General features: G+C 72.3%; 22 protein-coding genes and 1 tRNA gene. 3 read left to right on the forward strand and 20 right to left on the reverse strand.

The annotated features are described in order from the left end of the window. Window positions 1-70 precede the first annotated feature (70 nt). Together ACH5AO_RS01105 and ACH5AO_RS01110 are read left to right on the forward strand one after the other, a co-directional pair. A complete protein-coding gene (locus ACH5AO_RS01105) occupies window positions 71-883 on the forward strand; it encodes an SAM-dependent methyltransferase (RefSeq protein ID WP_398920466.1) in 813 nt (270 codons plus the stop codon). A 22-nt stretch (window positions 884-905) separates the two neighbouring features. After that, window positions 906-1,442: an NUDIX hydrolase family protein gene (locus ACH5AO_RS01110; RefSeq protein ID WP_398920467.1), complete on the forward strand. Its 537-nt coding sequence runs from the start codon at window positions 906-908 to the stop codon at window positions 1,440-1,442. Window positions 1,443-1,454: 12 nt separating this feature from the next. Here the strand turns inward: ACH5AO_RS01110 and ACH5AO_RS01115 are convergent, their stop codons facing one another. From ACH5AO_RS01115 to ACH5AO_RS01180, 14 genes are all read right to left on the reverse strand, one after another. Next, a complete protein-coding gene (locus ACH5AO_RS01115; protein ID WP_398920469.1) occupies window positions 1,455-2,633 on the reverse strand; it encodes an ABC transporter ATP-binding protein in 1,179 nt (392 codons plus the stop codon). 25 nt (window positions 2,634-2,658) lie between these two features. Next, the gene (locus ACH5AO_RS01120; protein WP_398920470.1) at window positions 2,659-3,492 is read right to left on the reverse strand and encodes a carbohydrate ABC transporter permease; all 834 of its coding nucleotides are present in this window, start codon (window positions 3,490-3,492) and stop codon (window positions 2,659-2,661) included. Then, a complete protein-coding gene (locus ACH5AO_RS01125; RefSeq protein ID WP_398920473.1) occupies window positions 3,492-4,421 on the reverse strand; it encodes a carbohydrate ABC transporter permease in 930 nt (309 codons plus the stop codon). Before ACH5AO_RS01125 ends, ACH5AO_RS01120 begins: the two co-directional genes overlap by 1 nt. Then, window positions 4,418-5,698 carry an ABC transporter substrate-binding protein gene (locus ACH5AO_RS01130; RefSeq protein WP_398920475.1) on the reverse strand — a complete coding sequence of 427 codons (1,281 nt, stop codon included), beginning with the start codon at window positions 5,696-5,698 and terminating at the stop codon, window positions 4,418-4,420. Before ACH5AO_RS01130 ends, ACH5AO_RS01125 begins: the two co-directional genes overlap by 4 nt. A 168-nt stretch (window positions 5,699-5,866) precedes the next feature. Further along, window positions 5,867-6,574 carry a response regulator gene (locus tag ACH5AO_RS01135; RefSeq protein ID WP_398920477.1) on the reverse strand — a complete coding sequence of 236 codons (708 nt, stop codon included), beginning with the start codon at window positions 6,572-6,574 and terminating at the stop codon, window positions 5,867-5,869. Window positions 6,575-6,591: 17 nt separating this feature from the next. After that, a complete protein-coding gene (locus tag ACH5AO_RS01140) occupies window positions 6,592-7,788 on the reverse strand; it encodes a sensor histidine kinase (RefSeq protein ID WP_398920478.1) in 1,197 nt (398 codons plus the stop codon). 76 nt (window positions 7,789-7,864) lie between these two features. Then, window positions 7,865-8,335 (reverse strand): hypothetical protein, encoded by a 471-nt coding sequence (locus ACH5AO_RS01145; protein WP_398920480.1) that lies wholly within the window; start codon window positions 8,333-8,335, stop codon window positions 7,865-7,867. An 89-nt stretch (window positions 8,336-8,424) separates the two neighbouring features. Further along, the gene (locus ACH5AO_RS01150) at window positions 8,425-9,378 is read right to left on the reverse strand and encodes a hypothetical protein (RefSeq protein ID WP_398920482.1); all 954 of its coding nucleotides are present in this window, start codon (window positions 9,376-9,378) and stop codon (window positions 8,425-8,427) included. Window positions 9,379-9,619: 241 nt separating this feature from the next. Then, window positions 9,620-9,693 (reverse strand) — tRNA-Pro (locus ACH5AO_RS01155). 127 nt (window positions 9,694-9,820) lie between these two features. Further along, complete coding sequence (gene gap / locus ACH5AO_RS01160) at window positions 9,821-10,819, reverse strand: type I glyceraldehyde-3-phosphate dehydrogenase (RefSeq protein WP_398920484.1); 999 nt, start codon at window positions 10,817-10,819, stop codon at window positions 9,821-9,823. A 113-nt stretch (window positions 10,820-10,932) separates the two neighbouring features. Continuing rightward, window positions 10,933-11,889 carry a GlxA family transcriptional regulator gene (locus tag ACH5AO_RS01165; protein ID WP_398920486.1) on the reverse strand — a complete coding sequence of 319 codons (957 nt, stop codon included), beginning with the start codon at window positions 11,887-11,889 and terminating at the stop codon, window positions 10,933-10,935. 156 nt (window positions 11,890-12,045) lie between these two features. Further along, complete coding sequence (locus tag ACH5AO_RS01170) at window positions 12,046-12,405, reverse strand: MmcQ/YjbR family DNA-binding protein (RefSeq protein ID WP_398920488.1); 360 nt, start codon at window positions 12,403-12,405, stop codon at window positions 12,046-12,048. A gap of 30 nt (window positions 12,406-12,435) precedes the next feature. Next, on the reverse strand, window positions 12,436-12,978 hold the full coding sequence (locus tag ACH5AO_RS01175; protein WP_398920490.1) for a GNAT family N-acetyltransferase: 543 nt from the start codon (window positions 12,976-12,978) through the stop codon (window positions 12,436-12,438). Continuing rightward, window positions 12,975-13,559: a helix-turn-helix domain-containing protein gene (locus ACH5AO_RS01180; RefSeq protein WP_398920492.1), complete on the reverse strand. Its 585-nt coding sequence runs from the start codon at window positions 13,557-13,559 to the stop codon at window positions 12,975-12,977. The genes ACH5AO_RS01175 and ACH5AO_RS01180 overlap by 4 nt, the downstream gene beginning before the upstream one ends. Window positions 13,560-13,908: 349 nt before the next feature. Here ACH5AO_RS01180 and ACH5AO_RS01185 point away from each other — a divergent pair, with 349 nt between their 5' ends. Beyond that, entirely contained in the window at window positions 13,909-15,651 is a 1,743-nt protein-coding gene (locus tag ACH5AO_RS01185) for a VanW family protein (protein WP_398920494.1), read from the forward strand. Window positions 15,652-15,696: 45 nt separating this feature from the next. Here ACH5AO_RS01185 and ACH5AO_RS01190 read toward each other — a convergent pair whose 3' ends face one another. The 6 genes from ACH5AO_RS01190 to ACH5AO_RS01215 form a co-directional block, all read right to left on the reverse strand. Next, the gene (locus ACH5AO_RS01190) at window positions 15,697-16,290 is read right to left on the reverse strand and encodes a GTP-binding protein (RefSeq protein ID WP_398920496.1); all 594 of its coding nucleotides are present in this window, start codon (window positions 16,288-16,290) and stop codon (window positions 15,697-15,699) included. Beyond that, complete coding sequence (locus tag ACH5AO_RS01195) at window positions 16,271-16,672, reverse strand: DUF742 domain-containing protein (protein ID WP_398920498.1); 402 nt, start codon at window positions 16,670-16,672, stop codon at window positions 16,271-16,273. Before ACH5AO_RS01195 ends, ACH5AO_RS01190 begins: the two co-directional genes overlap by 20 nt. After that, entirely contained in the window at window positions 16,669-17,115 is a 447-nt protein-coding gene (locus ACH5AO_RS01200) for a roadblock/LC7 domain-containing protein (protein ID WP_398920499.1), read from the reverse strand. The genes ACH5AO_RS01195 and ACH5AO_RS01200 overlap by 4 nt, the downstream gene beginning before the upstream one ends. Continuing rightward, window positions 17,112-19,529, reverse strand: coding sequence for a nitrate- and nitrite sensing domain-containing protein (locus ACH5AO_RS01205; RefSeq protein WP_398920501.1), 2,418 nt, complete (start codon window positions 19,527-19,529; stop codon window positions 17,112-17,114). The genes ACH5AO_RS01200 and ACH5AO_RS01205 overlap by 4 nt, the downstream gene beginning before the upstream one ends. A gap of 322 nt (window positions 19,530-19,851) precedes the next feature. Beyond that, the gene (locus tag ACH5AO_RS01210) at window positions 19,852-20,244 is read right to left on the reverse strand and encodes a VOC family protein (RefSeq protein ID WP_398920503.1); all 393 of its coding nucleotides are present in this window, start codon (window positions 20,242-20,244) and stop codon (window positions 19,852-19,854) included. Between the two features lie 170 nt (window positions 20,245-20,414). Next, on the reverse strand, window positions 20,415-22,547 hold the full coding sequence (locus ACH5AO_RS01215) for a cellulose binding domain-containing protein (protein ID WP_398920505.1): 2,133 nt from the start codon (window positions 22,545-22,547) through the stop codon (window positions 20,415-20,417). Window positions 22,548-22,706 lie beyond the last annotated feature (159 nt).

Here is a 22,706-nt window from a genome sequence, read left to right on the forward strand (position 1 = left end):
TGATCACCACGCGGCACAATGGCCGCGGCGGCCCGGTCACGGCCGTACGAGCGAGGGAGAGGGAGGGACCGTGAGCGAGAGCCACACCCCGCCGAGCGGATCGGCGAGGCTGAACACCGGTGTGGCGCACAACGCGCGCGTGTGGAACCACTGGATCGGAGGCAAGGACAACTACGAGGTCGACCGGCAGGTCGGCGACCACGTCGCCTCGATCAACCCGGTGGTCCGGGACATCGCCCGCGCGGACCGGGACTTCCTGGGCCGGGCGGTGACGTATCTGACCCGCGAGCGCGGTGTGCGGCAGTTCCTCGACATCGGCACCGGCCTGCCGACGGCGGACAACACCCACGAGATCGCGCAGCGGATCGCGCCGGACTCGCGGATCGTCTACGTCGACAACGACCCGATCGTGCTCGTCCACGCCCGCACCCTGCTGACCGGCACGCGCGAGGGCGCCACCGACTACATCGACGCCGACGTGCACGACCCGGACGCCATACTGGAACGCGCCGCCGAGACCCTGGACCTCACGCGGCCCGTCGCGGTGATGATGCTGGGGATCCTCAACTTCGTGCTCGACACCGACAAGGCCAGGGAGATCGTCCGCCGGATCATGGCGGCGGTGCCCTCCGGCAGTTTCCTGGTCCTCACGCACCCCACGTACGACCCCGAGGTCGGCGGCGAACTGCAGGTCCCGGCCATGGAGTTCTGGAACGCGAACGCCACTCCCCCGATCACCGCCCGCGGTGCCGCGGACATCACCGCGTTCTTCGAGGGGCTCGAACTGGTCGAGCCCGGTCTGGTGTCCTGCTCGCGGTGGCACGCCGCCTCCGACTCCGTCGTCACGGTGCCGCAGTACGGCGCGGTAGCCGTGAAGCCCTGACCGCTGAAAGTATGATCAAGCAATGTCTGACATGACCGAAACCACGCCGGGCTGGCTGTCCTCCGACGATCTGGAGATGGCACGCGCCCAGATGCCGATCCTGTACGTCGAGGCCGTGCCCGTGCGCGTCGACGACAGCGGTGAAGTCACCAGCGTCGGTCTGCTGCTGCGCATCGGGCCCGACGGAACGGTCAGCCGGACTCTGGTCTCCGGCCGGGTGCTGCACCACGAGCGGGTCCGGGACGCCCTGCTGCGCCATCTGGAGAAGGACCTCGGCCCGGTGGCGCTGCCCCGCGTCCCGGCGTCGCTCCAGCCGTTCACGGTCGCCGAGTACTTCCCCACGCAGGGCATCACCCCCTTCCACGACCCCCGTCAGCACGCGGTGTCGCTGGCGTACATCGTGCCGGTGACGGGTGACTGCCGGCCCCGGCAGGACGCCCTCGACCTGGTGTGGTTCAGCCCGCAGGAGGCCGTGTCGCAGGCGGTGCAGAGCGAGATGCCGGGCGGTCACGGGGTGCTGCTGAAGCAGGCGCTGGCCCACGCGGGCTGCGCGATCTGACACGGGAAGGCGCTAGCCCTCCGCGTGGGTGAGGTTCGTGCCCGTCGACGGGTCGAAGACATGGGCCTTGCCCATGTCGACCCGGAGTTCGACGGGCGCGCCCTCGCGGGCCCGGGTGGCGGCGTCCAGCCGGGCCACGATCTGCTGGGCTCCCTGGGCACCGGTGTCGCGCGCGCCCGAGTCCGTGGCGAGTTCCTCCAGTTCGGCGGTGGTCACCGGCCCGCCCTCCGCGCTGAAGTAGACGTACGCGTCGGAGCCCAGCGACTCCAGCACGTCCACGGTGGCGGTGACGACGGGGCCGCCGGTCTCCCGCGCCAGGCTCGCGTCCTCGAAGGCCTCGGGGCGCAGCCCGACGATCACCTCGCGCGGCGCGTCCCGCCGTTCCAGCATCCGGCGCGTACGGTCGTCGAGCGGCAGATCGCCCAGCGCGGTGCGCAGGACGCCGCCGGACAGGGAGGCACCCACGAAGTTCATCGCCGGGGAGCCGATGAAGCCCGCGACGAACAGGTTGCGCGGCATGCCGTAGAGCTCGGCCGGGGTGCCGACCTGCTGGACCAGGCCCTGCCGCATCACCACGACCCGGTCGCCGAGCGTCATCGCCTCGGTCTGGTCGTGGGTGACGTACACGGTGGTGGTGCCCAGGCGGCGTTGCAGCCGGGAGATCTGGGTGCGCATCTGCACCCGCAGCTTGGCGTCCAGGTTGGACAGCGGCTCGTCCATGAGGAACGCCTTGGGGTCGCGGACGATCGCCCGCCCCATCGCCACCCGCTGGCGCTGTCCGCCCGAGAGGTTGGCGGGCTTGCGGTCCAGGAACTCGCCCAGGTCGAGCACCCGGGCGGCCTCCTCGACCTTGCTGTCGATGACGGCCTTGTCCACCTTGGCCAGCCGCAGCGGGAACCCCATGTTCTCCCGCACGCTCATGTGCGGGTACAGGGCGTAGCTCTGGAACACCATGGCGACGTCCCGCTCCTTGGGGGCGAGGTCGTTGACGACCCGGCCGCCGATGCGCAGGGTGCCCTCGGTGATGTCCTCGAGGCCGGCAATCATGTTCAGGGTGGTCGACTTGCCGCAGCCGGACGGGCCGACCAGGATCACGAACTCGCCGTCGGCGATGTCGAGGTCCACCTCCCGCACGGCGAGGGAGCCGTCGGGATAGCGCTTGGTGACTCCCTCTAGGACGATCTCGGCCATGGGCGGCGCCTCCTTGCCTTCACGCTCATCCCTTGACCGCCCCGGAGGTCAGTCCGGCGACGATCCGCCGCTGGAAGAGCAGGACGAAGATGATGATCGGGATGGTGATCACCACGGCGGCGGCGGCGATCGAGCCGGTGGGCTGCTGGAACTGCGAACTGCCCGTGAAGAACGCGATGGCAGCGGGGACCGTGCGCGCGGACTCGGTGGAGGTCAGCGAGATCGCGAACAGGAAGTCGTTCCAGCAGAAGATGAAGACGAGGATGGCGGTGGTGAACACGCCGGGCGCGGCGAGCGGCACGATGACCAGCCGGAAGGCCTGCGCGGGCGTGGCCCCGTCCACCTTGGCGGCCTTCTCCAGGTCCCAGGGGATCTCCCGGAAGAACGCCGACAGGGTGTAGATCGCCAGCGGCAACGAGAAGGTCATGTACGGGATGATCAGCCCGGGCCAGGTGTCGAAGATCCCGATGATCCGCTCGATGTTGAACAGGGGGGAGACCAGGGAGATCGGCGGGAACATGGCGATGAGCAGCGACATGCCGATGAGGACCTGCTTGCCGGGGAACCGCAGCCGGGCCACCGCGTAGGCGGCCATGGTGCCGAGGATCACCGCGATCACGGTGGCGATCAGGGCGATGCCGATCGAGTTGACCAGCGCCCGGGTGAACTCGGAGGTCTCGAAGATGCCCCGGTAGTTCTCGAGGGTCCAGTCCCGCGGGATGTAGTTGCCGTCGGTGAGGGTGCCGGGGTCCTTGAACGACAGTGCGGCGATCCACCACACCGGGAACAGGGCGTACAGCACCACCACGACGTTGACGACGCCCCAGCGGGTGGCGTGGGACTTGCCTGCGGCGGTCATCAGCGCTTCACCTCCGCGCCCGGTGCGGCGGCGCCGAACAGCTTGACGAAGGTGAAGGCGATGATCCCGACGCAGAGGAAGATCAGGACCGAGATCGCCGACCCGATGCCCAGGTTCAGCGCGGTGAACAGGTTGTCGTAGCCGAGGATCGACAGGGAGCCGGTGCCCTGGGCGCCCGAGGTGAGGACGTAGATGTTGTCGAAGATCCGGAACGCGTCCAGGGTCCGGAAGAGCAGGGCGACCAGGACGGCGGGTTTCATCAGCGGCAGTACGACCTTGGTGAACCGCTGCCAGGGGGTGGCGCCGTCGACCATGGCCGCCTTGAGGGTCTCTTCGGGGACGAGGGCGAGGCCGGCCAGCAGGAGCAGCGCCATGAAGGGGGTGGTCTTCCACACCTCGGCGAGGATGATCAGCCAGAGCGCGGGCCACTGTTCGGTGAGCGGGGCGTCGCCGCTGGGCAGCAGCTCGGCGAGGTAGCCGAGTTCGGGGGTCCAGGCGTACTGCCAGGAGAAGGCGGCGACGACGGTGACGATGCCGTACGGGACGAGGACGGCGGTGCGCACCGTGCCGCGCGCGAAGAGCGTGCGGTGCATCACCAGGGCGAGGCCCATGCCGAGGACGAGCTCGACGGCCACGGACACGGCGGTCAGGAACACCGTGACCCAGAAGGCGTCCCACCAGAACGGGGAGGACAGCACCGCGCCGTAGTTGCTCAGGCCCACGAACTCGGCCCGTCCCGGGAAGCGCAGGTCGTAGCGCTGGAGGGACAGGTAGACGGCGTAGCCGATGGGGTAGGCGGTCACGGCGGTCATGACGAGGACGGCCGGTGCGCACAGCAGCCAGCCCAGGCGGCGTTCCTGTCTGGCACCGGCGGAGAGCTCCTTCCCGCCCGGTGTCCTGCCCTTCGTCGGCTCCGCCATCGTGCTCACGGGATCACACCCTCGGATCGCAGGGCCTGGTCGATCTGTTCCCCGATGGTGTCGACCGCGCTCTCCGGCTGGATCCCGGACGGCGGGGACAGGGTGTGGGAGACGGCGATCGACACGTTCTGGTAGGCGGGGGTGAGGGGCCGTACGCTCGCCGATTCCAGGGCGGCCAGCACCTCCGCGGAGAAGGGGTACTCCTTCATGAAGGCGGGCTCGTCGTACAGGGCGCGCAGGGTGGGCGGCAGTCCGCCCTCGAGCGCGGCGGTGAGCTGGTTCTCCCGGTTGCGCAGGCACAGGGCCGCCTCGAAGGCCAGGCCGGGGTGGCGGGAGTAGGCGCTGACGGCGAGGTCGATGCCGCCGATGGTGGGGCGGGCGGGCCGGTCGGCGTCGACGCGGGGGTAGGGCGCCCAGCGGAAGTTCTCGAACAGCCGCGGGTTGTTCGCCTTCATCGACGGATAGACGAACGGGTAGTTGAGCTCGAAGGCCGCCACGCCCGACTCCATGGCCAGGCGGTTCTGGTCCTCCATCTGGTTGGGCAGGGAGGGGTCGGCGGCCGGGGAGTTCGCGAGTTCCCGCATGATCGAGGCGGCCCGTACGGCGGGCGGGCCGAGGGAGGGCCCGGTGGCGCTCGCGTCGAGGATGGTGCCGCCCGCGCTGTTGACCAGCGAGTTGAACCAGACGGTGAGGCCCTCGTACTGGGCGCCCTGGATCTCCACGTAGTGCGGTCTGCCCTGCCGGGCGAGGCCGCGGGACATGTTCAGCATCTCGGACCAGGTCTTCGGCGGGGTGGGCACCAGGTCCTCGCGGTACCACAGGAGCTGGGTGTTGGTGTTGTACGGGACGGCGTAGAGCCTGCCCTTCCAGGTGGCCGTCTGCAGCGGGACGCGGAGGGTGCCCTCGGTGGCCCGGCGCTTGGCCTCTCCCGTCCACTCACGGATCCAACGGGCCTCGGCGAACTCCGCGGCCCAGGTGACGTCCAGGCCCAGGATGTCGAGGGAGTCGTCCTCGGCGGCGAGCCTGCGCACCATCTGCTGGCGCTGGCCGTCGGCGGCTCGGGGCAGTTTGTTGTAGCTGATCCGGTAGCGGCCGCCGGACGCCCGGCTGCAGCGGTCGGCGGCCTTCTGCAGGGCGCCGGAGTCGTCGGGGAAGTTGTACCAGTTGAGGGTGGGGCGTGAGGTGTCCTCGTCGCCGCAGGCGGCGAGCGTCGACGCCAGCAGGGTCAGCGCGACCAGCGCCCGCGTCCGTCGCGGCCTTCCGGTACGTCCGCGCCTCGCGTGCACGCGCTCCCCACCTCGCTTCCGGGATCGTGGCGCGGGTGTCCGATCCCGCGACGGTGCCTACCCGGCGAACACTAAACAGGACATAAGCCAATATCAAGGACATCCGTCCGTGGCTCGTCCGTGGCTCACCACGTCGCTCGGCGTACGGGCTCCGGCACCGGCACCGGTTCAGCCGGCGGAGCCGCCCGGGACCACCAGACCGGTCTCGTAGGCCACGACGACGGCCTGGGCGCGGCTGTCGAGGTCGAGCTTGGTCATCGTGCGGTTCAAGTGGGTCTTGACCGTCGCCTCGCTGATGAAGAGCTGCTCGGCTACCTCGGCGTTGGACAGCCCTCTCGCCGTGAGCAGCAGCACCTCGCGTTCCCGGGCGGTGAGCGCCTCCAGGGACGCCGGGGAGTCCGGCACCGGCTCCGAGCGCTGTACGTACGCCTCGATGAGCCTGCGGGTCACGCTCGGCGCGAAGAGCAGGTCCCCGCGCGCGACGGCACCGATCGCCTCCAGCAGCCGCTCGGGCCCGGTGTCCTTGAGGAGGAAGCCGGACGCGCCGGCGCGCAGGGCCGCGTACACGTACTCGTCGAGGTCGAAGGTGGTGAGCACCAGGACGCGCGGCAGGGGCGGCCGCTCCGCCCGCTCCCCCGGTCCGGGCGGGGACGCGGCGGCCTCGGCGAGGATGCGTTCGGTCGCGGTGATGCCGTCCGTGCCGGGCATGCGGATGTCCATCAGGACCACATCGGGCCGGGTGTCCGCCGCGCGGGCCACGGCCTCCTCGCCGCCGGTCGCCTCTCCCACGACCTCCACCCCCGGCGCGGCCCGCAGCAGCGCGACGAGCCCCGCGCGGATCAGGTCCTGGTCGTCGACCACGAGCACCCTGATCATCCTCGTAATCGATTCCCTCACTTCCCGGCCGGCGCCGAGGTGGGAAGGGTGAGGCACACGCGGAATCCACCGTCGGCGCGCGGACCGACGTCCACCGTGCCGCCGTAGAGCCTGGCGCGTTCCCGCATGCCGATCAAGCCGTGGCCGGACAACGGCGGGACGTTGTCCGGAAGCGATCGCTCCCGCGTCCCGTCGTCGGTGACCGTCACCGTCAGGTCCTGCCGGCCGTACGTGACGACCACGGTGGCTTCGGCGGGGCGGGCGTGTTTGATCACATTGGTCAGGGCCTCCTGCACCACGCGGTACGCGCACAGCTCGACGCCGGGCGCCAGCGGCCGGGCGGTGCCCTGTATCCGCAGGTCCACCGGGACTCCGGCAGCCCTGACCCGCTCGGCCATCTCCGTGAGCCGGGCGAGGCCGGGCATCGGCGCGTACGGCGTCGTCCCCGCCCCGTCCGGACCGTCCGGCTCGGCATCCGTGGCTTCGTCGGGACCGGCGCGCAGCAGCGTCAGCATGCGGCGCAGTTCGCCGAGGCCCTCCTGGCTGGTTTCGTTGATCGTGTCCAGGGCGGCGCGGGCGGTGTCGGGCGCGGAGTCGAAGACGTAACGCGCCAGTCCTCCCTGCACGTTGATCACCGACATGTGGTGGGCGACCACGTCGTGCAGCTCGCGGGCGATCCTGCGCTGCTCCTCGGCGACCGCGCGGCGCATCCGGTCCGCCTGTTCGCGGCGCAGTTGCCCGGCCAGTTCGGCGAGCCGGTCGGCGCGGCGGGCCGAGACGCGGGCGGCGACACCGAACCGGCAGCCGACGGCCGGGAAGACGACCGCCTGGGCGACGACCGCGGGCGTGGGCTGGCCGGCCCGCCAGCCGGCGTACATCCAGACGACCGCCGGGCGCACGGAGCGCAGGGCGGCGACCGTGTAGAGGGCGAGGAAGGGGCCCATCGAGTTCACGACGGGCCAGTAGTCGAGGGTGATGAACAGCGCCCACGCCGAGCCGCTGATCGCGAAGACGGTGAGCGGGGCCCGTCGGCGGACCGCGAGCGGTGCGTTGACCAGGCAGGTGACGGCTGTGCCGAGGCCGTCCTGGGGCTGCCGGCCCGTTCCCGGTTCGGGCTCGTGGCCGAGCAGGACGGCCACCACGGTGAAGGCCACCGCGATCGTGGCGTCCAGCCACGGGGTTCGTCGTTCGAGCAGCCGTTTGATCCTGTGCACGGCCGCAGCGTACGGGTACGGCGGTGCCCCGACCGCCGGTTTCCCGGCGGCCGGGGCTCCCTTCCCCCGGTTCGGATCAGGTCAGGAAGTTGCCGTAGCACTCGGAGTTCCAGGCCCACCGGTGCGAGCTGATGCCGTTGTTCACTCCGGCGCCGCTGGTGAAGTAGTTGTCGCTGAGGTTGCTCGCGTAGTACTCGGAGCGGGCCAGACAGCTGTAGCCGCCGCCCCAGTCGGTTCCGGTGCCGTTGTAGACCGCGACGGCCATGCCCGAGGTGCCCTTGTTCAGCACGGAGCTCGCCTTGTTGGTGTCGCCGCCCTGGAAGGAGCCCGCGCTGTTGCCCCAGTTGGAGTCGTCGCCCGCCGCCTTTCCGAGGAAACCGGCGCAGTTGACGCTGTCGTAGGCGTAGAAGTAGCCGGGTGTCGCGCCGGACCACGCGCCGCTGCAGGTGGCGGCCGGCTGCGCGGTGGCGTGTGCGGCCGTCGCGGGAACTCCCGCTCCCAGGGCCGCGAGGGCGAGTGCCGTCAGTACGGCGGGGATCTTGCGCATGGTGGATCGCTCCTTCTGCTCGGGTGTGGACGGGTGGTTCGGTGGTGGTGCGTTCCGCGGCTCGAGGACGCGGAAGTCGGCGCGTCGCGTCAGGGCGACGCGGTGCCGGCGCCGAGGGCCTCGGCACGGGCCAGCGCGGTGAGGTTCATGCGCCGGAAGGCGGCGATGTCGTCGCGGTAGGGGCGGAGCTTCTCGCTCCGCAGCCGGTGTTCCAGGGCGCGGGCGGTGCGGGCCAGCGCGGTGCTGTTGGCGCAGGTCGCCTCGGCGACGGCCAGCCGCACCTCGGTGGTCCGCGCGGCGGCCGGGCTCATCCCCTCGGTGATCGCGGACCGCTTCTCACGGATCTCGAGCGGAGTGTCGTAGGAGTGACCGGCTTCGCGCATGCAGGCGGCCCAGTCCTCGACCGCGCGCCGGAAGCGGGCGTCGGCGACGATGTCCGGTGCGTAGAGAGCGGTGAGGCTCTGGACCGTCTTCTTGGCACGGAACCAGGCCGGCAGGTCGCCGTACAGCTCCTTCATCGCCGTCGCCCGGCAGCCGTCGCGGGGGGTCCACACCGTGCCGCCCAGCGGCAGGTCGACCGTGACCACGCCGTTGGACGGCGTGCCGTCGAGGGCCGTGTTGTAGCGGACGAGGTCCCGTTCGGCCAGCGTCCTGGCGTAGGCGGTGTTGCGGTCCTCCCGCCGTGCCCGCTCCGCCCGTTCGTCCAGCTCCCGGCCGTAGCCGTACTTCCTCGCCCAGGCGACGTCGGTGAGTACGTATCCGTTGCCCTGCCGGTCGGCGACGCCCGCGACCGGGCCTGTCCAGTACGGGAAGCCCTTCTCCTTCATGCACTTCCCGACGAGGATCTCCTCCCCCCGCTCGACCGTGACCTGCTCGGCGTACGTCAGGTCGCGCGGCTTTCCCGTGTACCGCGCCGGCTCCGGGTCCGCGGGCGAGGCGCAGCCCGAGACCGCCACGGCCGTGGCCGCGGTCAGCGCCGCGCAGAGGGAGGCGAACAGAGCTCCTGTCCTGCCGTGACCGTTCCTGGTCGTGGATGAACTCATGTCCGCCCCCCCTGCTGCCCCCGTGGCCTCGCGGGGTGCTCCCCGCTCGAGAACAGAAGCTACGCCGCCGGCTCGGACGGATCGTCAGTCCGCCGGTTGACGATCGCGGTAAACCCTGGCGGTACTCCGTCGGGCGGACTCAACCGTGGTTGCAGGAGACCAGCGGGCGGAGAACACGGGGCAACGAGGAGAGGCCACATCGGGTGTTCCCGATGCGGCCTCCGGCCTGCTGTTCAGCAAGTCGGGACGACAGGATTTGAACCTGCGACCCCTTGACCCCCAGTCAAGTGCGCTACCAAGCTGCGCCACGTCCCGTTGCCCGTCTGACCTGGGGTTTCCCCCGGCCGAACGTGCATGGAAACCATACCGCACTCGGGGCGGTGATCGCGCACGTGTTTACGGGCGCGGCCGCCGTGGCCGGGGGTGCCGTTCCGGTGCCCGGTCAGCGGGTGGCGAGGAGCTCGAGGGTGTCGATCACGCGGTTCGAGAAACCCCACTCGTTGTCGTACCAGGCGACCACCTTGACGTGACGGCCGTCGACGCGGGTGAGGGCCGAGTCGAAGATCGACGACGCCGGGTTTCCCGTGATGTCGGACGACACCAGCGGGTCGTCCGAGTACTCGAGGATTCCGGCGAGCGGCCCTTCGGCCGCGGCACGGTACGCCGCCAGCACGTCGTCGCGCGTCACCTCGCGGGCGACGGTGGTGTTGAGTTCGACGATGGAGCCCACCGGGACGGGCACCCGGATCGAGTCGCCCGACAACTTGCCGTCGAGACCGGGCAGCACGAGCCCGATCGCCTTGGCGGCGCCCGTCGTGGTCGGCACGATGTTGACGGCGGCGGCGCGGGCGCGGCGGGCGTCGCGGTGTGGACCGTCCTGCAGGTTCTGCTCCTGCGTGTAGGCGTGGACCGTCGTCATGAAGCCGTGCTCGATGCCGGCGAGCTCGTCGAGCACCGCGGCCAGCGGCGCGAGCGCGTTGGTCGTGCACGAGGCGTTCGAGACGATCGTGTGCGCGGCCGGGTCGTAGGCGTCGGTGTTGACCCCGAACGCGAGGGTGACGTCGGCGCCGTCCGACGGCGCGCCGACCAGTACCCTCTTCGCGCCGGCGTCGAGGTGGGCGCGGGCGGCCTCGGCCGAGGTGAAGCGGCCGGTCGCCTCGAGCACGAGGTCCACGTCGAGTTCGGCCCAGGGCAGCTGCGCCGGTTCACGCTCGGCGAGCACCTTGATGCGGCGGCCGTCGACGACGAGGACGTCGCCGTCGACGTCCACCGGGCGGCCGAGCCGGCCGGCCGCCGTGTCGTAGGCGAGCAGCCGGGCGAGGGTGGCGGGCTCCGTGAGGTCGTTGACGGCGACGACCTCGAGGGCGCTGTCGCGTTCGAGCAGTGCGCGCAGCACGTTGCGTCCGATGCGGCCGAATCCGTTGATCGCGATACGAGTCATGAGTGGTGTCCCTTCGGTCCCTGCGGGGTCACCACCAGCGTCGCGTGCGGCGCCCGCCCCTGACAGGGGCGTGATCGCCACGGTTCGCAAGGATCGTGCCACGTGTCCGGCGGCTACTCGCCCCGGGAGAAGGTGCGCCGGTACTCGCTCGGCGTGGTGCCGAGGATGCGCTGGAAGTGCAGCCGCAGATTGGCACCGGTGCCGAGGCCGACGTCGGCGGCGATCTGCTCGACGCTCCGCTGCGAACGTTCGAGCAGTTCGCGGGCCACGTCGACGCGGGCGCGCATGACCCACTGCATCGGCGTGTAGCCGGTGTCCTCGACGAAGCGCCGCGAGAACGTGCGCGGTGAGACCGCCGCGTGCCGGGCGAGCGCCTCCAGGGTCAGGGGTTCACCGAGCCGGTGCAGTGCCCACTCGCGGGTGGTGGCGAACCGCTCGCCGAGGGGCTCGGGCACGCTGCGCGGCACGTACTGTGCCTGACCGCCGCTGCGGTAGGGGGCCGCGACCAGGCGGCGGGCCGCGTGGTTGGACGCGGCCACCCCGAGGTCGCCGCGCAGGATGTGCAGGCACAGGTCGATGCCCGACGCGGCGCCGGCCGACGTCAGCACGCTGCCCTCGTCGACGAACAGGACGTTCTCGTCGACCCGGACGCGCGGGTGCTTCGCCGCCAGCGCCCGCGTGTAGTGCCAGTGCGTCGTGGCCCGCCTGCCGTCGAGCAGCCCCGTGGCGGCGAGCGCGAAGGCGCCCGTGGAGATGGCGGCGAGCCGCGTGCCCCGGGCGTGGGCGGCGGTCAGCGCGTCGACGACGGCCTGAGGCGGGTCCTCGCGGTCCGGGAACCGGTAGCCGGGGATGAAGACGATGTCGGCCCACGCGAGCGTGTCCGGGCCGTGGGCGACGTGGTACGACAGGCCGTCGCCGCCGGTGACGGGACCGGGTGCGGCCCCGCACACCCGCACCTCGTACGGCATGCTCGCGCGGGTCGTGAACACCTGGGCGGGGATGCCGACGTCGAGCGGCTTCGCCCCCTCGAGGATCAGGACGGCGACGCGACGGAGGCGTGGGGCTGGCACGGGAGAGAGGTTACGCGGGGCGCGCCTGGCCACGCCCACCGCGTGGCCCGGGCGGACGGCACCGGTCGCCCGGGCCCGCTCCTCGACGTGCCCGGCCCGGTGTCCGGGCCGGGCGGCGTGGGCGCGGGTCGCCGTCCGGCGACGCCCGAGCGGTTCTCAGTCCGCGGGCGGCAGGCCCAGCCGGGGGTGCGCCTCGAGGAGCCGCGGCGGGGCCGCCTGGCGCCAGGAGTCGGCGAGTATGTCGCGCAGTTCGCCCTCGTCCTCCAGGGTCGCGAGGCGGACCCTGACCCAGGCGAACTGCGCCTCGTGGCCGGCGATCCAGAACTTCTCCGGTTCGGCGAGGGCCAGTTCGTCGCGCTCCTCCTTGGGGCAGCGCACGGCGATGGAGGTCTCGTCCTCGGGCAGGGTGGCGAACATCTTCCCCGCGACCCGGAACGTGGGCATGTTCCAGGCGACCTTCTCCGTGGTGTCCGGCAGGGACAGGGCGATCCGTCGTACGTCTTCGGCATCCGGCATGGCAGGCACCGTAGCGGCCCGCACTGACACTCACCCGGTGCCGGCCGCTGCGGGGCCTCCCGGGCGCTTGTAGTAGATCGTCGTCGGCCGCAGCACCCCGGCGGGGTCCGCCGCGTAGTCGGGGATGGTTCCGACGGGGGTCCAGCCGCAGGAGCGGTAGAGGTGCTCGGCCGGGCTGCCGGTCTCGGTGTCCAGGTGCAGCAGGGTGATGCCCCGCGCGGCGGCCGTTTCCTCCGCGACGGCCAGCAGCCGTCGCCCGAGGCCCCGGCCACGGGCCGCGCGGTGCACCATCAGCTTCACCAGTTCCGCGCGGTGGACGCTGTTGGGTCTGTCGGGAAGGGCGAGGCTCACGGTGCCCAGCACCCGTCCGGGTTCCTCGTGCGCCACCCACACCACGAGCCGGCCGGCGGCGACGGCCGTGGCCCGTTCCCTCCACCAGGCGGTCGCCTCCGCGCGGTCGAGCGGGGCGAGGAAGCCGACGGAGGCGCCGCCGTCCACCGTGTCGGCCAGCAGCCCGGCCAAGTCCGGTACCAGGACGGTCAGTCGAGCGGCGTCGAGCCGGACGACGTTCACGGCCGCACCACCGCCAGGACGTAGCGCACGTCTTCGGGACCGGGGCAGCGGAACCGGGTCGGCCCCCAGACGCGGAGCCTGAGGCAGTCACCGCCGCCGAGGCGGTGCTCGGCGTCCCGGTCCGTCACGGTGAGGGCTCCTTCCAGCACCCAGACGTGCTGTTCCAGGCCGGGTACGGGCGGCCGGTCGTAGGCGATGTCCGCACCGGCCGCGAGCCGCCCCTCGACGAGTTCGCCGCGCAGTCCGCCGTGCGGCGGGGACACGGACCGGCGGACGAATCCGGACGCCCTGTCCTCCCACACCGGCTGGTCGGCGGCCCGCACCACCGGCGCGGGGGCCGCCTCGACCTCGCTGAGCAGCTGGGACATGGTCCGGCCGTAGACGGCGCAGAGGCGGTTCAGCAGGGAGGCGGTGGGGCTCGTCTCCGCCCGCTCGGCCCTGGACAGGGTGGAGCGGCTGACACCGCTGCGCTCCGCCAGCTCTCCGAGGGACCAGCCGTGCTCGGCCCTGAGCTCGGCCAGTCGCGCGCCGAGCCGGAGATCGACGGGGTCCGGGGACGGTCCCGGTTCATCGCGTTTCACATCCGGGAGGATATCCCATATCAGGGATGCCCCGCATGTCCCTTGTGTGTCGCGGACGACGGCCGGACGGTCGTACGCCCTTCGCCCGCCGCGGGCACGGCACCGGGAGAGAAGCGTCACGGCCGGCCGCTCCGGGACCGTGGGCGGGCCGCTCGGAGCGGCCGTCCGCCCACGGGAGGGGCCGGGCGGACGGGCCCACCGGACCCCGCCCGTCGGGCCACTGATCCACAACGCCCGACGTGACCTGGGATATACCCTTTGGCACCTGGTTGTGCCTAGCTTGGCCGACGGCTCTCGCACACCGTGCCGTGACATCGAGGGCACGTCCCGTCGATCGTTCAGGAGATCCATGCGCCCCCGCATCCCCGTCCTCCCCCGCATATCCTCCCTCCCGCCCGCCGCCCTGGCGGGCGGTGCGCTGACCGTGGGCATCGGCGGTCTGTACCTCGCCGGGCTGCTGCTCACCGGCGGTGAGATCGAGGCGGGCACGACGGTGCGCGGCGTGGACATCGGGGGCCTGACCCGTGAGGAGGCCACCCGGAAGCTGGAGGAGCGCCTGGTGGCGGCCGGCCCGCGGAAGCTGGCGGTGAGGGTCGGCGACCGCGAGGGCGCGGTCGATCCGCGGCAGGCGGGGCTCACCTTCGGCATCCGGGAGACCCTTGACCGGGCGGCGTCCACGGGCACCGGACCGGTCGATGTGATCGGCGGGTTGTTCCGCTCCGGCGGTGAGATCGAGCCGGTCGTGCGGGTCGACCGGGACAAGGCCCGTGCCGCCCTCGGGAGGCTGGCGACGACGCTCGACGAGAAGGTCCGCGACGGCGCCGTCTCCTTCGCCGACGGCCGTGTCGAGCAGACCGCCCCGCGCACCGGGTACGCGCTGGACGTGGACGCCGCGATCGACGCCCTGCGCACCCCCTTCCTGCGCGGCGCGGTGGACTCGGTCACCGTACTGCCCGCCCGCGAGACCGAGCCGAAGGTCACGGCGGCGGAGGTGCGGCGGGCGGTGCGCGAGTTCGCGCGGCCGGCGATGTCGGCGCCGGTCACGCTCACCGCGGGCGGCAAGCGGTTCACGATCCCCCCGGCCGTGCTGGACGATCACCTGACCATGCGGCCGGACGAGGCCGGCAGGCTCACCCCGGAGCTGGACGGCAAGGGCCTGCGTGCCGCGCCCGCGGTGGCCGACGCCTTGAACGGCCTGCCCACCGTTCCCCGGAACGCCCGGCTGGGGCTCGAGGGCGACGAGGTCGTGGTGACCGCCGACGCCAGGCCCGCCCTGGAGGTCACCGACAAGGCCCTGGGCAAGGCCGTCCTGCCCCTGCTCACCGAGTCGGGCGCCGCCCGCACCGGCGAGGTGGACGTGCGGCGGATCCAGCCGGAGGTCACCCGCGAGAACGCGGCCCGGCTGGGGCTCACCGAGAAGATGTCCTCCTTCACCGTCGGTTTCGAGCCGGCCGCCTACCGCACCACGAACGTCGGCCGGGCCGTGGAACTCATCGACGGCTCCATCGTCATGCCGGGCGAGACCTGGAGCTTCAACCGGACCGTCGGCGAACGCACCGAGGCCAACGGCTTCGTCGACGGCGTCATGATCTACGACGACCAGTACCGGAAGGCTCCCGGCGGCGGTGTCTCCGCCGTGGCCACGACCGTCTTCAACGCGATGTTCTTCGCCGGGGTCCAGCCCGTCGAGTACGGCGCCCACTCCTTCTACATCGAGCGCTACCCCGAGGGCCGTGAGGCGACGGTCGCCTGGGGCAGCCTGGACCTGAGGTTCACCAACGACTCCGGAAAGGCCGTCTACATCCAGGCCGAGTCCACCGACACCTCGCTGACCGTCAGCTTCCTCGGCACGAGGAAGTACGAGAAGATCACCTCGGTCAAGGGGCCGCGCACCGACGTGCGGCAGCCGGCGAAGCGGGTGAGCACCGCTGAGCAGTGCGTGCCGCAGACCCCGCTCGAGGGCTTCGACGTCACCGTCGAGCGGGTCTTCCACGACGACGGCCGGGAAGTGCGGCGGGAACCGTTCCGCACGCACTACACCCCGCGTGACGAGATCACCTGCGAAGCGCCGCCGACCGGGCGTCAGCCCTGAGGAGGCGGCCCCGTCGGGGGTGACGGCGAAGGCCGCCGCGCCGTCTCACCTCCCGGCCGGCCGGAGTGCGGAGCTGCGGGCCATGAGGTGTTCGACCAGGGTGAGCAGGACGTCCCGGCCTTCGGTCCGCTCGCGTGCGTCGCACATCACCAGGGGGACCTGGGGGTCCAGGTCCAGGGCGGTGCGGACTTCCTCGGGCGTGCGGTCGCGGACGTTGTGGAAGCAGTTGACCGCGACGACGAACGGGACACCGCGGCTTTCGAAGAAGTCGATGGAGGCGAAGCTGACCTCCAGGCGGCGGGTGTCGACCAGCACCACCGCTCCCAGGGCCCCGAGCACCAGGTCGTTCCACATGAACCAGAAGCGTTCCTGGCCGGGGGTCCCGAACAGGTAGACCACCAGTTGGTCGCTGATGGTGATGCGCCCGAAGTCCAGGGCGACGGTGGTGGTGGTCTTGCCGTCGATGCCGACCAGGTCGTCCACGCCGACGCTGGCGCGGGTCAGGTACTCCTCGGTGTGCAAGGGGGCGACCTCGCTGACCGCGCCGACCAGCGTGGTCTTGCCCACGCCGAAGCCGCCGGCGACCAGGATCTTCACGGCCTGGGCCGTCTGTGCCGGATCAGAGCCCGCGAAGCCCATCTCTCACCGCCTCAAGGATCGTCATGTCGGGGAGGGTGCCGTTGTGCGCGAAGGACAGGGGCGGCCGGGCCCGTACCCGGCCGGCGTCGATCAGGTCGCCGATGAGGATCTTGGTCACCGACACCGGCAGGTCGAGCTCGGCGGCGATCTCGGCCACCGCGACGGGCCTGCGCGCGCACAGGCGCAGGACGGTGCGGTGTTCCGGCTGCAGCACGACGGGCCGGCCGGCCGCGGTGTCCGTCCCCGCCGTGGTCCGTACCGTGATCAAGGTGATCAGGGTCAGGTCGTCACGGCCGGCGGTGGTACGGCCGCCGGTGATGGTGTAGGGGCGGACCAGCGGTTCGTCGGCGTCGTCCTCCAGGTCGTCCGTCCAGTGCCTCATGCGCCGGTCCCGGGGCCGGCGGGCGGGGACGGGTCGGACCGCGGGGTGCGCGCGTCGGTGCCCAGTTTCTGGCCCACCTGCTGGACCAGGGTGTGCATGGCGACCGCCATCACTTCGGCGTCGACCTCCTGGGAGGTGACCACGGCCAGGTGGGTGCCCCGGCCGGCCACCGTGACGAACAGCCACAGGTCGGCCATCTCGACGATGACCTGGTGGACCGGACCGCCCTGGAAGAGCTGTCCGACGCCACGGGCCAGGCTCTGCTGACCGGTGGCGATCGCGGCCAGGCGCTCGGCGTCGGAGCGCTCGATGGTCTTCGAGCGGCTGATCACCAGGCCGTCGTCGGACAGCAGGACGGCGTGCCGGGTGCCGGCCACCTGGTCGACCAGTCCGTCGAGGAGCCAGTCCAGGTCTGCGTCGGTGGCGGTGGTTCGCTGAGTCATCCTCGGTCTTCCCTCGTGGGCGGTTCGGTCTGGTCGGTGCCGGGCGCGGACGCTCGCGCGCCGGCGGCGCGGTTCTTGCGGGACTGCCGCTGGAAGGCGCCGATGGTGGCGCCGGAGCGGGCCGGGGCGCCGGGCGGGGCCGGGGCTGCCGGGGAGTCCTGCGGAGCCGGTGCGCGCAGCTCGGCCACCAGGCTGGCCTGACGCGTCCGGCGGGGCAGGGGTGCGGGCCCGTCCCGCGGGTCCGGCGGCTCCGCGGGGGGCGGCGCCGGCGCGGTGACGTCGGCCATCGCCCGTCCCCGCGACCGCACCGGCAGGCCGTCCGTACGGCGGGAGCCGTCCACGGGACGGGGACCGGTGTGCCGGCGCGGCGGGAGCTGGGGGGCGTCGTCGGGCGACGGGCCGTCGGCCGCGTCCGGCACCGACCGGGGCCGCTCTGCCACGAGGTCCTGCGGGACGAGGACGATGACGCGGGTGCCGCCGAACGCCGACGGCCGCAGTTCCACCTGCAGGCCCAGGCCCGCCGAGAGCCGGGCCACCACGTACAGGCCCAGGCGCACGTCGTCGGCGCGGGTCACCACGTCCATCTGCGGGGGCGCCTGCATCAGGGCGTTGACGGCCTCGTACTGCTCGGCCTCCATGCCCAGGCCGCGGTCCTCTATCTCCACCGCGACACCCCGGCTGACCGGCGCCGCCTTGATCTCGACCGGAGCCGGCGGCTTGGAGAAGGCGGTCGCGTTCTCCATCAGCTCGGCCAGGATGTGGATCAGCGGTCCCACCGCCCGCTCGGAGATCCACGGCCGGCCCTCGACGTCGATCTCGATGCGCCGGTAGTCCTGGACCTCGCCCTGCGCGGCGCGCAGGACGTCCAGCAGCGGCACCGGCTTGCGCCAGCGGCGCCGGGGCTGGCCGCCCGCGAGGATCACCAGGTTCTCCTCGTAGCGGCGCAGCCGGGCGGTGAGGTGGTCCAGGTCGAACAGGCCCTCCAGCAGTTGCGGGTCCTCGTGCCGGCGCTCCAGCTCGTCCAGCTTCCTCAGCTGCAGGCCGATCAGCAGCTGGGTGCGGCGCGCGATGCGCTGCAGCAGCCGCTCGAAGCCCCGGTGCTGCTCGGCCTGGCGCACCGCGGTGTGCACCGCGGTGCGGCTGGCCACGTTCAGTGCCCGGCTCAGCTCGCCGAACTCGTCCGGGGTCGCGGACAGCTCCGGGACCTCGGCGTCCACGTCCACGTCCTCGCCCTGTTCGAGCCGGGTGACGACCTGCGGCAGCCGCTGTTCCAGGTCCTGCGCCTGACCGTGCACGGCCAGGATGCGCCGGCGCAGGACCCTGGTCAGCCGCCAGGTCATCAGGACGACCAGGAGGACGGCGAGCAGACCCAGGGCGGCCACGGAGTACAGGTACAGCTCCAGCTTCCGCACGGCGTCGGCGCCGACGGCGTTGGAGGTCCGGCTGTGCACGACGATGAGTTCCTCGAGACGGGCGACCGAGGCGTCCGCCGCGACCCGCCACTCCTTGGCACGGGCCGGGGACAGCGTGACGCCCTCACTGCCGGAGGACTGCAGCCGTTCCTCCAGCTCGACCCGCGTCCGCCATTCCTCGCTCTTGGTCATCGCCGTGTAGAGCCGGCTCTCCTCGGCGTCGAGGTTCGGTGCCACGCGCGACTTGAGCAGGTACTCGTGGGTGCCGACGGCGTCGGTGATCAGGTCGTGGTCCTCGTCGGACAGCCGGCCCGAGAGCCAGTTCCGGGCCAGCACCGCGTCCTCGCGGTGGATCATGTCCACGGCCCCGTTCAGGTCGAACAGGACCTGCGACAGGCCGGTCACCTCACCGTTGGCGCCGCGGGAGATCGCCGCGAAGACCTCGGTGCCGGCTTCGACGGCCTCGGTGTAGTAGGCGAACGCCCGCTCCTCGTCGACGGTCCCGGCGTCCACCGCGCGGCGCTCCCGCTCGAGCCTGTCGGTCACCCGCACGGTCCGGGAGATCGCGGCGGCCAGGCCCTGCTGGCCGTCGCTGGTGTCCGCGGAGGTCAGGGGTTCGAAGGCGCGCAGGGCGCGGTCGGTGACCGTGCGCTGCCGGGTCAGGGCGGTCCGGGACGCCTCGGGCGCGGCCAGCGCCTCCTGGGTCAGCCGCCGCTCCCGCTGCAGGGCGTTGAACAGGTCGGCGTTGCGCGGGCCCACGGCCGTCTTCAGGTCGTGCTGGGCGGCCTGCACCCGGTACTCGTTGCCCAGTTCGTACGTGGCCAGGCCCCACAGCGCGACCAGCGCCACGCTCGGTACGAGCAGCAGCACCAGCAGCACCGTGCGCAGCGGCAGACGCCGTTCACCGGCCGTCCACGGCCGCTCGTCCGCCGCGCGCTTCCGTCGGCGGCCGGCCCACGCGCTGTTCCTTCCGCGCCGCCCGTCCCTGTTCGATCCACTCACCCGCAGGACACCCTCCTCGTCACTGGTCAGCCGCACCTGTGACGAGAACGCGCCAGACAGTAGCGGTCGATGGCTTGATATTAGCCATACAGCGCGCGAAGGCCGAAAACGCATTCGACGGCACACGTGGACGCGGCCTGCCGAAACGGACCTGTCACCCGGTGACGGAACATCTGATTCCGGTGTTCCGTCACCACGGCCGGCCGCCCTCACGGGCGCCGTCGGGCCGTCCGAGCCGGTCCGACGGCGGCGGGAGGGGCAGGTGGTCCATGGCCGAGGGGAAGGGGCGGACAGTCCGTGCCGTACCGCTCGACGGCCCCGGTCAGTTCTCCTGGAGCACGGCGAGGACGTTCCCGGCCGGGTCGGTGAACCACGCGATCGCCGCGGGACCGTCACCGCCGACCCGGACGACGCCCTTCTCGTCGTGGTCGAACTCCGCGTAGCGCTCCAGGGTGACGCCGCGCCGCTCCAGTTCGGTGACGGCGGCCACGATGTCGTCGACGGGGAAGTTGAGGATCGTGAACGTCGCGGGGGTGTGCGTCTCCTTCGGGTAGACGAAGACCCGCGCACCGCTGCCGAGCGTGAGGACCAGCACCCGCATGTCCTCCTGCCCGCTCTCCTCCACCTGGAGGCCCAGGGTCTCGCCGTAGAACCGGCGGGCCTCGCCGAGGTCGTCGACCGAGAAACCGCTGAACGCCTGCGCCTGACCGAACATGCTCCGTGTCTCCTCCGTGGGTGGACCGTTCCGCACGTCCCAGGCCACACCCTGCGCGCCGGGCGCGCCACGCGGGTGGCGGCCGGATGGACGCGCGCGCCCTCCCCCGCGAGGAGGCCGGCCCGCCCGGGAGCAGGTCACCGTGACGCCGGTCCCGGGCGGGCCGGGCGTCAGCCTCCCGAGCAGACGGCGCCGTTGAGGCGGAAGACCGTCGGCTGCGGGTTGGGCCCGTCGTTGGCGCCGACGAAGCCGAACGAGGCCGTCGACCCGCCGTCCGGGGCCAGCGGCCCGGCACCCTCGGGAGCGGTCACCCGTACATGCGTGCCCGTCTGGTGGAACGTGGCGTTCCAGCCGGAGGACACCGACTGGCCGTCGGTCGGCCAGTCCCAGTCCACGGTCCAGCCGGTGATCGGGGTGTCCGAGAGGTTCCGGACGGTGACCGTGGCCACGAAGCCGTTGCCCCAGCTCGTGTCGCGGTGGTAGGTCACCGCGCAGGGGGCGTCCGGCGGGGTGCCGGTGGTGAAGGTCAGCGGAGCGGACGGGCCGGAGAGCCGGCCCGAGGCGTCGGCCGCCAGCACGTTGACCGTGTGGGTGCTGCCCGGGGGCAGGTTCCGCAGGGTCACGGACGTGCCGGTGGTCTCGCCCACCACGTGGGTGTGCGCGCCGTCGCGCTCCTGGACCAGGTAGCGGGTGGCGCCCGCCGCGGCCTCCCAGGACAGGCGTGCGGTGGTGTCGGTCACCGTCTCCGGCCGCGGCGTCCCCGGGGCCCGTGCGTCGGAGGCGCCGGGCCCCGTGCCGGTCTTCGGGGTGAGGGTGACGGCGAGCATCCCGTACGGCGGCACGGTGACCCGGGAGGCGGACGCCGTACCGTCGGTGACGTCGGTGACGTCGTCGTCGCCGCGCGCGTAACGGCTGACCTCGGGTGCGGCGGCGGACGGGGTGAAGCCCGTGTACGCGAGGTCCACGGTCCGTGCGGCCTCCGGGTCCTTGTTGACGAGCAGGACGCTCAGCCGTCCGTCGCGGCGGTGCACGGCGTGGGCGGAGACGTCCTGCGCGGAGGACGCGGCGGCGACCAGGGTGTCGCCCGCGGTGCCCAGTTCGCTGGTCATCTTCATGCCGTAGTACGGGTGGAACGGCGTGTTGGGCGCCGGCTCGCAGACGTCACCGGTGCAGGCGCCGCTGGAGAGCATCCCCATGTCGCCGTAGTCGGTCTCGCCGTCGACGGTGGTGATCCGCCCCGCGCCGTTGTGGGTGTTCCACCAGTCGACGGTGAACACGCCGTTCTCCAGGGCCGTCATGAAGGCGTCGGCGGCGAACAGCCCGTTGGGGCGGGCGGTGAGCATGGCGCCGCCGGTGTTGGTGTTGATCTCGGTGAGGGCGATGCCGATGCGCGGGGAGTCGGCGCCCGCGTACCGGTCGAGCTGGTTGCGGACCTCCCGCAGTTCGCCGGGCAGCCTGGTCAGCCTCGCCATGGCGTCCTCGGCGGTGGTGTCGGCGCCGCCCGCGTACCAGTGGACGCTCACGAAGTCGATGACGTCGGTGACTTCGGAGAGCACGGTGTGGTTCCAGTCGCCGGGATCGCCCTCGCCCACGATGCCGTCCGGCCACTCGCCCGGCGTGGTGAGCACCGCGCCGATCTTGACGGTCGGGTCGACGGCCTTCATGGCCTCGGCGTAGGCGCGGACCTGACGGGCGTACTCCCGGGGGCTCTTGTCCGCGTGCTCGTCGTGCTCCCAGCCGCTGCCGTAGTGGCCGTTGCCGTAGATCTCGTTGCCGATCTCCCAGTACTTCGCCCCGTAGTCCTTGGTGACGTTGGCGTACCGGACCCAGCCGGCCGCCTCCTCGGGCGTGCCGGAGCCGTAGTTGGCGATCAGGATCGGCTGGGCGCCGGTGGCGCGGACGGTGCCCATGAAGGCGTCGAAGCCGGTGCCGGGGGCGACGTACCCGCCGGGTGCCGTGTGCGTCTCCCAGTGGTAGATGTCCGCGTACGAGCCTCCGGGGTAGCGCATCGCCCCGACGTCGGCCGCCTTCATCAGGCCGGCGACCTCGGGATCGTTCATGTGCGAGTCCCAGACGGCCGCGTTGACCCCGCGCGCGGTGTCGGACATACGGCCCAGCGACGCCTGCGTGTTGACCCGGACGTCGACGTCCGCGGCGGAGGCCTCGGGCGCGGCGGCCGACGCGACACCGGTGGCGTCCAGCGGGGCCAGCAGGGCGAGCGCGGCGGTCAGGGCGGCGGCGGTGCGTACCAGGTGGCGGGCGCCGGTACCGGACGGCCGGCCGGGTCTCTGCGGTAAGGACATGGGGGATCCTCCCTCGGGTCCGGCGGCACGGGCGGGGCGGCGGGTGCCGGACCCTGCGGCCGGACGGGCTGAGTACCGGTGCGGCGGCAGGACGTTCCGCGCCGGCGGCACAGGAAACGGTGCGGAAATGCGGTGCGGTCGTGCACGGGCCTCGCGCGG

Origin of the sequence: Streptomyces sp. NPDC018964, from assembly GCF_044390325.1 — a bacterium.
GTDB lineage: Bacteria > Actinomycetota > Actinomycetes > Streptomycetales > Streptomycetaceae > Streptomyces.

Excerpts from the sequence above, each read along its gene's own strand:
- ACH5AO_RS01185 (WP_398920494.1), top strand. The coding sequence starts at position 13,909 with ATGCGCCCCCGCATCCCCGTCCTCCCCCGCATATCCTCCCTCCCGCCC.
- ACH5AO_RS01150 (WP_398920482.1), bottom strand. The coding sequence starts at position 9,378 with ATGAGTTCATCCACGACCAGGAACGGTCACGGCAGGACAGGAGCTCTG.
- ACH5AO_RS01190 (WP_398920496.1), bottom strand. The coding sequence starts at position 16,290 with ATGGGCTTCGCGGGCTCTGATCCGGCACAGACGGCCCAGGCCGTGAAG.
- ACH5AO_RS01215 (WP_398920505.1), bottom strand. The coding sequence starts at position 22,547 with ATGTCCTTACCGCAGAGACCCGGCCGGCCGTCCGGTACCGGCGCCCGC.
- ACH5AO_RS01110 (WP_398920467.1), top strand. The coding sequence starts at position 906 with ATGTCTGACATGACCGAAACCACGCCGGGCTGGCTGTCCTCCGACGAT.
- ACH5AO_RS01135 (WP_398920477.1), bottom strand. The coding sequence starts at position 6,574 with ATGATCAGGGTGCTCGTGGTCGACGACCAGGACCTGATCCGCGCGGGG.
- gap (WP_398920484.1), bottom strand. The coding sequence starts at position 10,819 with ATGACTCGTATCGCGATCAACGGATTCGGCCGCATCGGACGCAACGTG.
- ACH5AO_RS01170 (WP_398920488.1), bottom strand. The coding sequence starts at position 12,405 with ATGCCGGATGCCGAAGACGTACGACGGATCGCCCTGTCCCTGCCGGAC.
- ACH5AO_RS01120 (WP_398920470.1), bottom strand. The coding sequence starts at position 3,492 with ATGACCGCCGCAGGCAAGTCCCACGCCACCCGCTGGGGCGTCGTCAAC.
- ACH5AO_RS01210 (WP_398920503.1), bottom strand. The coding sequence starts at position 20,244 with ATGTTCGGTCAGGCGCAGGCGTTCAGCGGTTTCTCGGTCGACGACCTC.
- ACH5AO_RS01145 (WP_398920480.1), bottom strand. The coding sequence starts at position 8,335 with ATGCGCAAGATCCCCGCCGTACTGACGGCACTCGCCCTCGCGGCCCTG.
- ACH5AO_RS01195 (WP_398920498.1), bottom strand. The coding sequence starts at position 16,672 with ATGAGGCACTGGACGGACGACCTGGAGGACGACGCCGACGAACCGCTG.
- ACH5AO_RS01115 (WP_398920469.1), bottom strand. The coding sequence starts at position 2,633 with ATGGCCGAGATCGTCCTAGAGGGAGTCACCAAGCGCTATCCCGACGGC.
- ACH5AO_RS01200 (WP_398920499.1), bottom strand. The coding sequence starts at position 17,115 with ATGACTCAGCGAACCACCGCCACCGACGCAGACCTGGACTGGCTCCTC.